This is a genomic window from Clostridium sp. MT-14 (genome assembly GCF_042436595.1).
GTDB classification, from domain to species: domain Bacteria; phylum Bacillota; class Clostridia; order Clostridiales; family Clostridiaceae; genus Clostridium_B; species Clostridium_B aromativorans.
The window spans coordinates 1-13,024 of the sequence record NZ_JBHMIY010000022.1 but is presented as its reverse complement, the minus strand read 5'-3'; the positions used below and the strand labels follow the sequence as shown (position 1 = coordinate 13,024).

The window sequence follows — 13,024 nt, the reverse complement described above, 5'->3', positions numbered from 1 at the left end:
ATTGAATAAATTAATGCATAAAAATACAGAACGCTTTTCACAGTATATCCGGCAGTTCTGTATTCTACAATTATAAATTTAAATCTATATACTTAATTATCCATAATATTGCATAACTTTTTGCACATAATTTCTAGTTTCATAGGGCAGCTTGACAATATCCGAGCTGCTATCTACGCCTCTATTTTTTAAAGTTCCAGGTCCCGCATTATATGCCGCAAGAGCTAGTTCTTTGGAATTTCCAAACATATTGAGCATATTTCTCAGATACTCCGTTCCAGCATCTACATTTTGTTCTACATCATAGGGATTTGTCACACCTAATTCACTAGCCGTCCCAGGCATAAGCTGCATGAGTCCCATGGCTCCTGCAGAAGATTTGGCCTGCGGATTGAAACCGGATTCCTGTTTTATAACTGCCATTATCAAATTTTTATCCACACCGTATTTTCTGGAAGCACTCTCCACCGCTTCATCAATACTCGAATTTCCACTTTTTACGTCATCTCTTACACTATTGTAGATATTATTCAGTCTTTGTCCGCCTCCATATCCCAGCTTGCTCAAGTCCTCATCATCCAGAGAAAGTTTGGATATATCTATATTTCCACTGCTGTCTGACAATGCTTTTGTCAAACTTTCCATAACAAGTTGAAATGAATCCTGGTTTTCAAAGGCCTGCTTGAATATTTCTGTCATAAACTCCAGCTGTAAAACTTTTTGGATATTCTTATCCTGATCTGTAGAATTTATATTATTTAAACTCATTATTTCACCCGCCTAAAAATATATTACTCTTCTTTTATCGTATTAAAGTATATAAACTTAAGTCTGCCGCTATTCGGTCTTAAAAGAGAATATGCTGTAGTCCTCATAGGAAACTTTACTGCGCTGACTTTTACAAAGGGCTAATATTTTATACTCTCCTCTATTAAAAGGAATATAAGTATAATAATTTTTTTTGCTGTAGTCCTGTACTAAATTCCAATCCCCCTTTTCCATGACGTAAAATTCATACATAACATCTTTTCCACCTTCTTTATGAACCGTAAAGGTCACAGGTATACTACATTTAAATTTCAAATTATCACAGGTTATTCTTGTATTAGTTATAGGGAGCGCTTCATTGACTTCTACACATACTTCTTTTTTACAGTCAAATTCTTTTTTACTTTTAACATTTTTTGCAAAAATTTCCAATCTGTATACACCGCCGTATTTGGGAACAAAAGCATATATTTTCTGAGGAACAAAATCTGTTTCCTCCACTTTATGGTTATTTATATTGAGTACATACTTTATAACAACATTTTTAGTGTTTTGCACCACAGAATTTATAACAATTTCATCTCCTACTAAGAAAAGCTCTTTCACAGGATATAGTATGTAATCAATTACGGCAGGAATATAGTCAAAAACCTCTATACTTTTTATTGAATGACAATCATATTCTCTATCGGAATATTGGTCTTTTACCCTCGCTTCCAGCTCATACTTTCCACTTTCCTCTGGAGTAAATTCCATAAAATTATCTTTGCTATAATCTATATTTTTTAATTCAGTCCCCTCTTTCCTTATTAAAAATCCATATTTGAGATCCACTCCACCAGAAGCATTCACCTTCATCTTAATAGTTTTACCCTTTAATACAGGATTATCTACATTTAAGATCATTCCCTCAATTTTAACTGGTTCTCTACTTCTTTCATCTATAATATAATTTAGATATTCTATAGCCTCATAATTTCCCTGAAAAGATCTATCTTTTACCATTAGGATAAGTTTATATCTGCCTGGTTGTTTGCTTTCCCATACATAACTGTCACAGGTAGTATACCCGGAATCTTCACTGTAATTTCCCTCAATCACATACCTGTATAAAAGTTCCCTTCCACCTATGACCTCTGCTTTTAAAGTTATCTTTACTCCGCACAACTGAGGATAGTTCATGTCTGCAATAAAATTTTTTATATAGATTTTATTGTATTTTTTGACTCTAAAATTCAAAACAGCCCTGTCATCAAATTTATTCATGGAATATATATCTTTTGCCAGACATAAAAGTCTATATTCACCACTTTTTTTCTCTACATAACTTACTATCCTTTTTGTAGAATAATTTTGAATGCACTCTGTTTCTCCATTAGAACTTATTTTAAAAAATTTATAGAGTATTGTCCTGTCACTATCATGATCTGAATCTATCTGAAAAATCAGTTCTGAGTCTTCGAGAAGGTCCGAAGTTAAGCATTTAAAATCAGTTATTACCACATTTTTTAAAGAATATACCTGAAATTTTGCACTTTGAAAATCATCAAAATCATTTTTAGAATCTATATTCTTGCATTCTACCAGTATTTCACCCTTTCCTTCGCCTTTAACCACCCAGGAAAGTACATTATCTGCCGAATAATCCTTTATCATTTCCCATTCATCTTCTATTCTTATCCAATACCTGAACAAAAGGGGAAATCTAGTAGTATCCACTGTTATATTAAGCTTGTCTCCTAATTTAAGCTTGTCCTTATCTATATAAATGCCGCTTATTAACTTTTCCTCTGCCTTTCCTATTATATAATCCATCTTAGATACATAATCAAAACTCTTATTTCCTCCTACTTTTTTAGCCTGCACCATCAATATATATTTTCCATCTTTCTCAGGAATCCACTCAATTTTTTCCTCGTTCGTAAAATCCTTTAAGATATCCCATACACCATTACATCCTATCATATACTTATAAACAAGCTTTTGCTTTAAGTTATTATCCACATTGATAATAACTTTTGACTCTTTCGCCTGCGGACTTTTTAAATTACAGTTTATAGCCAGCTCATTCATCTAAATCATCCCCTACGTATAATAATTCCTTTGATCAGATTTTTCTAACTTATATTATACTATAATTCCATATTTTGTAATAGTATTTTTTATGTATTTATTTCTATACAAGGGAATAATTTAAGATAATCACTGAATATCAATGAAATGAATGTATCAACTCAAGTAAATTTTTTTCAAGTCTATGATCATCCTCTTTTGTCCGTTTTTTTGGATTGCAAGTCTTTCCTCCTGATCTTCTCACCTTAGAAGATATATGCCTTTCAAAAAGGAGCTTATCTATATTGTCATTACTGTATATATATCCTTTAGGACTTATGGCATAGGCATTTTTGCCAAGAGCCATGGCTGCCACCCCATAATCCTGACTTACTACTATATCTCCTTTTTCAGTGTTGTTTATAAGATACATATCCACACTTTGAAATCCACTGTCTACATATTCCACACTGCTGTAGTCAGAATCTAAAACATGATTTAAATCACAGTACATTTTCACTGGAACATTGTTTTTTCTGGCAACATTTTCTATTATATCCTTACCTGCACAAGCATCCGCATCTACTAATATTTTCATATTTACAATTGCTATCTCCTCTATTTTTTTTGACTTTTTTTATTGCTCTTCAATTTATCCTTATTATTTTTTAAAAAATTGGCTTTCAGTAAAACAGTAAGGCCGGAAAGTGCCAGCGCACACAAGATAGAAATAATCAACATCTTTATTATTGATATGGGATTAAGCTCTGAAGTATTGACGTAATTTAGCAAACAAAACAAGATCGTATATATTACTAAGGATTTAATAAACACCTTCTTCATAAAAATTTCCTCCTATTAAGTAAATAAAACCCGATTTTACCTATTATTATAGACATGATGAAATCAGCTGTCAACGCAGATTATAAGTACCATTTCTAAGCATCAAAATTCAGACTTGGCTGGATATTTTCATCGGCACTGAAAAAATTTATTATTTCATGTTTGCACTTTAGTAAAAATAATCCTGCCTTATGTACAACAGCACAGTAAAGCAGGTGAATTTAAATTGTCAGTCAAGTATTCCTTCCAATTCCTTCTTTTTATATTCATAACCTGGTTTTCCGAGGAAGGCAAACATATTTTTCTTATAGGTCTCAACTCCCGGCTGGTCGAATGGATTTATTCCCATCAAATAACCGCCAATTCCACAAGATTTTTCAAAAAAATATACCATATACCCAAAGTAATAGGCAGTTAATTCAGGTACATTTAAAACTATTACCGGTACGTTTCCCTTATTATGGGCTAAAACTGTTCCTTTAAAAGCTTGATGATTTATAAAATCTATAGATTTTCCATCCAGGAAATTAATTCCATCAACATTTTCATTATCTTTTTCTATGAATATCTCCCTTCTAGGCTTTTCTACATTTATGAAAGTTTCAAACATTATTCTCAAACCCTGCTGTATATACTGACCCATTGAATGGAGATCTGTAGAAAAATCCACCGAAGCGGGAAATATACCTTTGTTATCCTTACCCTGACTCTCCGCAAATAACTGCTTCCACCATTCTCCGAAATAGTGAAGACAGGGCTCAAAATTTACTATCATTTCAATGATTTTTTCTTTTTTATACAGTATGTTCCTAACTGCTGCATATTGATATGCAGGATTTTTTTGAAGATCTTCTATTCTACATTCCAACCGTGCATCTTCTGCACCCCTAATCATTTCGTCTATATCTATACCTGAAGCCGCTATTGGTAAAAGTCCTACTGCCGTGAGTACAGAATATCTTCCACCTACATCATCTGGTATGGTGAATGTCTCATATCCCTCTCTATCTGCTATTTCCCTTAAAACACCCTTTTTACTGTCTGTAGTTACATATATTCTATTTCTAGTTTCCTCTTTCCCATATTTTTTCTCAAGCAATTTTTTAAATATTCTAAATGCAACTGCTGGCTCTGTGGTCGTTCCAGATTTTGAAATAACATTTATAGATAAATTCATTTCCTCTACAGTATGAATCAAATCATACATATAGGTTGAACTCATATTATTACCTGCATAAAATACAGCCAAATTCCTTCTTTTATCCTTTGGTAGTATATTGTTAAAACTATGTGAAAGCATTTCTATAGCTGCTCTAGCTCCTAAATATGAACCCCCTATTCCTATAATTATTAAGGCATCAGATTTTTCCCTTATTTTTTGTGCCGCAATTTTTATTCTTCTAAATTCATTTTCATCATAATATACAGGTAAGTCAACCCATCCCAGCTGATCATTTCCTCTTCCATTTTTATTTTCTATCATATTGTGGGCAATTGATATATCTGACTGCATGTTCATAATTTCTTTTTCCTGTACGTATGGAGCAACTTTGCTTAAATCCAATTTTATACCCTTATTCAACACAGTTGATTTCCACCTCCAGAATCTATAATTTTTTCTCAATACAATGATAGTATAGCACTATTATTAAATCTATCTTAAAAATACCCATTTATAATTTGCCCAATATTTTTATATCTATTATATATATTCCATAAAATTCTGCAGATCGACAATCTGAACCTAAGAATCACTCGATTGCCTGCCTGGCAAAGAATGAAGTCTATCTGTCTTAGATAAAATTACTGCAATAAATATGATTATGCATCCAATGACCATTTTTTTTGTAAATACCTCCCCCATCAAAAGTATAGACAAAAAACATCCAAAGACTGATTCCAGTGACAATATTATTGAAGCATGGGTATCAGATGTATACTTCTGCGCTACATTTTGTACTAAGAATGCAATAGTCGTATTAAATATTATGAGATACAATATTCCAGCTATTCCTCTGCTATCCGGGACATGCATATGGGGCTCGAATATCAACGCACTTATCAACGTAAATATACCTGCGGATAACAATTGTACCGTTGTTAAATGTATAGGATTTATATCCCTCTTAGCATAGATTCCAATCAAAATTATCTGGAAAGAATAAACAACTGTAAAAAGCAGTGTAAGGCTGTCTCCAAAACTTATGGATATATTTTGCTGCAGACTCAAAAATCCTATTCCTATTAAAGTTAAAAAGCCGGCCAATACTGCATAAATATTAGGTGCTTTTTTAGTCACCAGCCAGGAAGCAAAAGGTACTATTGCAGCATAGGAAGCAGTTAAGAAGGACTGCTTTCCAGCTGTTGTATATTTAAGCCCAACAGTCTGAAAGGTCTGCCCTGCGTATAAGATCAGCCCCAGGGTAATTCCAGCTATAAAACTTTGTCTGTCTATTTTTATCATTTTTTTAAAAAATATCATATATAAAATGATTCCTGAACACAAAAATCTAAAGGACAACAGATAAAATGGAGTAATACTCAATAAAGCTATTTTTGCAGCTATAAAACCTCCTCCCCATATTACTGCAACCACTAGAAGAGAAATATCTGCAATTAAGGATTTCCTTACATCTGCATTTTCCACTTATATATCCCCCTAATTAAAATGTTACATTCATTATACAATATTTTCGGCACATTTTTAACAAATGTGATATCTTTTAATATATCTATGAATTTAGAAGTATTATCAAATAATAGTTCTCTGATAAATATACATTTATGGAAAAGGAGAGCTTTTGCAAGTTCTCCTTTTCCATATTTAACATCACTCAATTAATGCTTGGCCGCCTTATTGATTGATATCCGAGAAAGCTGATACCACAGCTTGCTTTAATTTAACAAATACCCGGATGATTCTGTAAAGTACACCTTTATCCTGCGCGTCTGAATCCGCATTTGTTATATTCTCATTACCACTGTCCTTGTTGATTTCCTGCGTTCTCAGAATCACCTGTATGCTCCTGGGCGAAGGGTTTTTGCTGGAAGTAAAGGAGATCAGTTCTGCTTTCGGATCCAGATACAGCAGCCTGTTCTCATTCTCAAATTTATCGATTTCCTTATCTGCAGTAGACTTAATAGAATCATTTGCCTTCCTCATGGTAGGTACGCTTTTAATTCCCTCAAGGCTCTGCTTAAGTACTCCGATAAGGCCTTTAAGCATATCACTGTTGCCCTGGCTGATATCGCCGCTGCTGTTTTTAAGTACAGATTCAAAGCTGCTCAGAAAATTCTGTGAACTATTAAGACCTTTGGTCATACTGTCCAGCAGGGTTCCCATATCCTGCAGTGCTTTTATAGAACTGCTCTTATACTTATTTGCTGTATCATTGACTGCTGAAATATTGTCAATAAGGGTTTCACTTTTTGTCAGCAAGCTGCTGGTGTTTGACAATATTTCCGATTGTTCACTGAGCATATCATCTGTAACCTCATTTGCCCTGTCAAAATCTTCGAAATAATCTTCTATCAAAGATATGCTTGAATTGACGGTATTTAAATAATCTTTACCATTTTCACTTATATCAGATGTTTGGTCAAGCAGTTCACTGGTGGAATCGCATGCTGCAGCAAGATCTGAGAGCGTTGAATCAACATAGGAGAGCATTTGTTGTATGTTACTATATAATGCCATCAGAACTTTCTTCAGCTCTTCATTTTCAATACCCTGTAAATACTTTTCGGCAATTCCTGACAATTCCCCACTTACACTTTTCATGGCATCTGACAATGTGGATATGTCAGAACTCACTGCATTCAACTTGTTGCTCAAGTCAGAGGAGCTGTCACTCAAATTCTCCAGATCTGCCTGCATATCTTCTATATCCGATCTGGTACGCTGAAGCAGTTCATCTCTTTCATCGGATTTGCTGTTTACATCTTTCACAACATCACGCAGTTCCTCAATGTCATCCTGTACGTTTTTGATGGAAGCCTTATATTTCTCCAGTTCAGTCTTTGTACTTTCAATGGTTTTTGTCATAGCATTCAAATCATAGTTCAAATCTTCAATAGCATTTTCCCCCTCATTGATATGGGGAATCATTGCCGCCGTATTGGATGCCACTTTTGACAAATCCGCCAATGCCGTTTCTGATTTATCAAACAAACTATCTTTTGATACACTTATATTACTGTTAGCGCGGTCCAATGAGGATAAACCAGACTTAGCTCGTGACAGACCGCTTTGCATATTTTCAGCTGTTTGTAAAAGTGCATTTGTACTGTCATAGATGGAATTCATGGAATCTCTAAACGTGTCGATGTTATCTTTAAGATCCTTCACATCCTGCAGCTGACTCAGAGTTCCCGGCACCATGGTCAGCAGAATACCATCGGTTTCAAAGCTATTCGTACCGATACGGAGGGTAAAGGTATCTTTCTCTCCCGGAAGTGCGGCAAACAAAATGATTTTTTTATTGCCTATGGTCTGAACCTGTGCACCCGGCGCATCCACGCTTGACGCTTTTGACATATCCACTATGGTCTGCATTTGCAAAAGCATATTGTTTCTGTAATACATGTTGGCCTTGGTATTTGGCGTCACCTTTACATCAATCTGTATCAAACCAGATGCACCAACCAATTTGGATGCAGCTATGGGAGTGCCATTAAGGGAATAGGACACATCCACATTCCATGGTAAAACTACAGTTCCCTTTTTGGGAGTGCATTCATAATAGAATCGTCCCTTGTAGTTGTTCAGATTCCAACTGACAGCTCCATTCTTCATCGTGGGAACAACATTGTTGGACATATTGCTCACCTTTTCATATTCACCATAGTCTGTGAATTGTTGATTCCCATTTAAATTGCAGCTTTTTACAATGTTTATATTGGTTGGTGTACCGTAATAATCCAGATTTACATAAGCAGATTCATCCACCGAGACCTTGGGTGCTGCCGCTGTGGCCGTGCCGGACAAGGTGACGGGCAAAATCAAGAGTGCTAATATACTTGATAGAATTCTTTTCCTAATTTTCATTCTTCAATCCCTCCAAACTTTCAGAAGATTTATCCTCTATTGTCTTGGGCAACACTTCTCCCAACTGCAGCTTATCTGCAAGTTTCTTCCTTGCTTTGTCTTTCAGCTGGTTCATCCTGGAAATATGCTTGTAGATGCGTCCATCAAAAATATACAGTAGTGCCGGCAGCAGCAAGACAACCATTGCAATACTCATCAGTGCACCACGTCCAATTAGATGTCCCATGGCACCAATGGCGGCAATACTTGAAGTAAAGTAAAGTGTATATCCTGCAAAGGAAAGAATGAGCCCAGAATTCATGATAGGCGGAACCGCTGCCCAAATCGTTTCTAGAATGGCCTCTCTCTTATCCAAATGCATTCGGTATTCTAAATAGTAGTTGGTCATCAATATTGAATAGTCTACAGTTGCAGCCAACTGGATGCAGCTGACTATAATGTAACCCATGAAAATCATGTTCTCCCCCATGAAATAAGGTACTGCCATATTGAAAAAAATCGCTATTTCAATAGGCACTACCAGCAGAATGGGAATCAACAGTGATTTAAATACAATCACTGCCACGATTACCACCCCTATTAGAGAAAGTTTGTCCACGAATGTATAATCACGGGTGAGTATGGTTTTGATATCCTGTGTAAAGGTAGTAGCTCCAATCAAAGACGAATGCTGAGGATAATACTTTTGAACAATGGCCTTGATCCCATCAGCATATCGAAATGCCGCATCACTTTCTTCCCGCGTTCTTATGTAAATTAAAATACGTGCATATTTTCCCGAGTGAAGCTGTGTGGTGATTCTATTTGGAATAATGCTTTCCGGTATACCCTCCGGCAGTGTATTTTCCAGCGAGGTTACTTTTTTCACATAACTGAGCTTCCCCAATTCATCGGACAATTCCTTCTCCTTTATGTTGGAGTCATCTGGTATCAATGCCATAAGCATATTGCTTTTTCCAAAAATCCTGTCAATTTCCTGCTCATCTTTATAGACCTGCGTACCTTCTCCCGCACCTACCGCCGAATTGCCGAAAAGAAAACTGTTCATGTCTTTTGCAATAAAACAGGGCACCGCCAAAAATATAGCAAGTCCCAATGCCACATATTTGATCTTTAAAATACCTTTGCCCAGCCTCTTAGGGAGCTTTACCAGTTTACGATGCGCAGTTTTTTGAATCATATTTTGGCTTCGGATAATCAGGGAAGGCATCAGAAACAAAACAGTCAGCAAACTGATAAAAATTCCCTTTGCCAGAACAATTCCCAGGTCATATCCTATGGAAAACTTCATGAGAGTCAGCGCCAAAAAACCGATAATGGTTGCCATGCCACAGGCTATAATGGAGGATGCGGATTGCCGTATGGCAATTTCAATGGCTTCTTTGGGCTCTTTACCTGCATCTTTTTCTTCGGTGAACGCATGCATCAGAAAAATTGAATAATCCATTGCAACGGCCATCTGCAGAACGGGGGCCACACTTGCAGTCATAAATGAGATCTCTCCCAAAAATACGTTTGTTCCCATATTAATCACAATGGCAATCCCCATGACCAGAAGGAACAACAATGGCTCAAGCCACGCTGTCGTTGTCAATATAAGTACCAATGCCACAACGGCGATTACAATTACCGTAGCGCTTTTCATTTCCTTGTTCAAGCTCTCATTCAAGGATTTATTCTGAACAGCAGGTCCTGTAAAGCTGCCCTTATCACCTACAATTTCATAAATCTTGTCCAGTGCCTTCGATGTCCTCTGGTCGGAATCCCCTTTGACAAAGGAAATATCCATCACTGCACAATTGTCTTTATAATAATCCTGGATATTTTCGGCTTTTATAAAGGTATCAGAAGTATATACATCGGTATACTTTTCAATATTTTCTGCCGTATCTGCCCAAAATACTGTATCTACGCCATCCACCGCCTCTATCTCTTCCTTATACAGCTTTGCCTGATACAGGGATACATTCTTGATCATGATGCGGGCGGTACCTGGATAGCCAAATTCTTTCTCCATAAGGTTCAGGCCGACTTTGGATGCCGCCGTATTCGGCAGATATTTGGTGAGATCATAATTGACTTTCACAAATAGATATAAAAATATGCTGATTACGACCATGACTGCAAAAAATATTTCAATATACTTACTTTTATTTACAATAAAATTGACTACTAGATCGGATGGTTTAGTTTTTATTCTGTTCTTCATCAAGCTTCTCCTTCTCCATTCCTTATACACTTATTCCAAAATACACGATCAAATCATATGTATGAACATTTCAAGAGGTCTTTCCTATCCTATAACTTCGACAGTTTTATCTTCGGTTCTACCTGACTTTAGAATTCGATTCAGGAAACAATTTTAATTCATTATCATAGTAATTTTCTTGTACTTAAATCTATACCTTCTTTATTTATAAATAAACATTTATTCATTAATTTAAGTAAAAATTATTTCAATGCATTAATACATATTTTTGCTATTCTTTTAGCTTCTTCTTCTGTAAATTTTTTATTATTTTCTAATTCCAGCGAAAATGATAGATACCTAAATGGAATTGTAAAGGACACAACCAATACCTCCGCAGCAGTTACATTAGATTTAAATTCACCCGTTCTTTTCCCCAATTCAATACATTTTTTCGCCAGATTCAGTATGCCATTAAATCTATTAAACTTTTCCTTTGTGGGTATTCTCAAATCCATCACAACTGAAGCAGCAAATTTTGCCATCATCGGCTCCCTGTTTGCATTCATAAATAATTTTCTTATTGTTCTACATCCAGCTTCATACATAGTATCAGAAGAATCAATATCTGCTATAAAGTCATTAATTATCACGCTCATTTCCGAGTCCACCAATTCCTGTACTAATTCCTCTTTACTATTATAATATCTATACAAATATCCAGGAGAAACTCCTGCTTTTTCACAAATTAAAGCGATTGATACGCTGGAATATCCGTAATCTATTATACACTCCATCACTGCTTTTTTAATATTATCTATTTTTTTAGGATCTGCAATTCTAGCCATTTCATATCACCATCCAAAAATACAAATAAATAAATGAACATTTATTTATTTGTATTTTATATCTATTCTATTTACATGTCAAACTAATTTTAAAAGAGAATAAGAATGTTTTTAGTTAGTCACCCTCCGGGCTTTATCTCTCCCATGAAGTCGCTGCGGTTAATCTGACAGCAGAGAAAGAGTTCTGAATTTCCCCAAAACTCTTTTTATCAATTAACCCTCTCCAATTTCGTCAATTAACCAAGGCGAATTCTTGTCTTTTCTAATAAGTGTGCACCATTTAATATCTTTCCCACTGTCTTCAGGACCAACACCATCTTTTTTATATTCAACTGTATACTCAACCTTATAAATCTTTATGTTTTCAGCTTTTGCATGTGTTATTATGCCACGACCATATTTCATATAAACTTCTTTTTGTGATGGTCTTCTATCTTCAGATTTCTCCAAAACTCATTTAACAGCTAAACTACGCCTTTCTTTGTGTTTCTCATTTTTCCTATCCCTGACTTTGCAATATTTATGGGGCATTTTGGGTTTTCACATATTATTTTGACATTTAATATATACAATAAAACATGAGGTAAGTATATAATTATACAATCTCTTATACCTAGGAACCAGACAATACAATAGGATAAAAGCTCATCTAAATATCAGATGAGCTTTTATTCTATTTTTAAATAGATCCCTCTAAAATAAGCTATCTCTAGCCTTTCGGCACCATCATCCTAACCTTGAATTGATTATCTAAACTATCAATTAATTTATTTCCATTTTCATCAGAAGTAAGCAGTACTTCTCCTAAATTATACGCCCCATAATCGTTGAACCATCCTTCCTTATTTTTGACGGCAGAAGAAATGGGTTCCTATTTTATAGGAGCCCTAAACCATTTTGCGAGGCGTTTATAAATGGCACATAATTAAGTATTAACTTCTTACTTCTTAGAGAGGAATTCCTTTACTACCATATAATTATGTTTTTGTTATCTATATTTTACCATTATAATAAGGAAAAACAATAGTCTAAATATTAAGAATAATTTAATATTTTATGGACATATTATTAATTAATAAATTTCTTAATTTTATTAGTTCTATAACTAAGTACCTCCAGCTTTTTACACTGGAGGTTTATTGATTGCAAATTAATTAGCCACCTTGTAGGGTTTTATTTTTTCTAGCGTTAACAATTTAGTAATTATTAAATTGATAAAAATAATAAAAATGCTATGGGTGCATTTAAATAATTCGAATTTAAATATACCATGATATT

General features: G+C 34.8%; 11 protein-coding genes. All 11 read right to left on the bottom strand.

Annotation, left to right across the window (positions count from 1 at the left end; translation table 11 throughout):
• Window positions 1-96: 96 nt before the first annotated feature.
• Window positions 97-768, bottom strand: a complete 672-nt coding sequence (locus ACFHWD_RS14185; RefSeq protein WP_229981190.1) for a lytic transglycosylase domain-containing protein — start codon at window positions 766-768, stop codon at window positions 97-99.
• 69 nt (window positions 769-837) lie between these two features.
• Window positions 838-2,841, bottom strand: a complete 2,004-nt coding sequence (locus tag ACFHWD_RS14180) for a triple tyrosine motif-containing protein (protein WP_150358342.1) — start codon at window positions 2,839-2,841, stop codon at window positions 838-840.
• Window positions 2,842-2,980: 139 nt separating this feature from the next.
• Window positions 2,981-3,418, bottom strand: a complete 438-nt coding sequence (locus ACFHWD_RS14175; RefSeq protein ID WP_150358343.1) for a YaiI/YqxD family protein — start codon at window positions 3,416-3,418, stop codon at window positions 2,981-2,983.
• Window positions 3,419-3,438: 20 nt separating this feature from the next.
• The gene (locus ACFHWD_RS14170) at window positions 3,439-3,663 is read right to left on the bottom strand and encodes a hypothetical protein (protein WP_150358344.1); all 225 of its coding nucleotides are present in this window, start codon (window positions 3,661-3,663) and stop codon (window positions 3,439-3,441) included.
• Window positions 3,664-3,892: 229 nt separating this feature from the next.
• The gene (locus ACFHWD_RS14165; RefSeq protein WP_378062515.1) at window positions 3,893-5,245 is read right to left on the bottom strand and encodes a glucose-6-phosphate isomerase; all 1,353 of its coding nucleotides are present in this window, start codon (window positions 5,243-5,245) and stop codon (window positions 3,893-3,895) included.
• Window positions 5,246-5,407: 162 nt separating this feature from the next.
• Entirely contained in the window at window positions 5,408-6,310 is a 903-nt protein-coding gene (locus tag ACFHWD_RS14160; protein WP_378062407.1) for a DMT family transporter, read from the bottom strand.
• On the bottom strand, window positions 6,292-6,501 hold the full coding sequence (locus ACFHWD_RS14155; protein WP_150358346.1) for a hypothetical protein: 210 nt from the start codon (window positions 6,499-6,501) through the stop codon (window positions 6,292-6,294). The genes ACFHWD_RS14160 and ACFHWD_RS14155 overlap by 19 nt, the downstream gene beginning before the upstream one ends.
• A gap of 16 nt (window positions 6,502-6,517) precedes the next feature.
• Entirely contained in the window at window positions 6,518-8,710 is a 2,193-nt protein-coding gene (locus ACFHWD_RS14150; protein ID WP_150358347.1) for a methyl-accepting chemotaxis protein, read from the bottom strand.
• On the bottom strand, window positions 8,700-10,919 hold the full coding sequence (locus ACFHWD_RS14145) for an RND family transporter (protein WP_378062404.1): 2,220 nt from the start codon (window positions 10,917-10,919) through the stop codon (window positions 8,700-8,702). Before ACFHWD_RS14145 ends, ACFHWD_RS14150 begins: the two co-directional genes overlap by 11 nt.
• A 242-nt stretch (window positions 10,920-11,161) precedes the next feature.
• Entirely contained in the window at window positions 11,162-11,746 is a 585-nt protein-coding gene (locus ACFHWD_RS14140) for a TetR/AcrR family transcriptional regulator (RefSeq protein WP_150358349.1), read from the bottom strand.
• A 213-nt stretch (window positions 11,747-11,959) separates the two neighbouring features.
• Complete coding sequence (locus ACFHWD_RS14135) at window positions 11,960-12,196, bottom strand: DUF4829 domain-containing protein (RefSeq protein ID WP_378062402.1); 237 nt, start codon at window positions 12,194-12,196, stop codon at window positions 11,960-11,962.
• Between the last annotated feature and the right edge of the window lie 828 nt (window positions 12,197-13,024).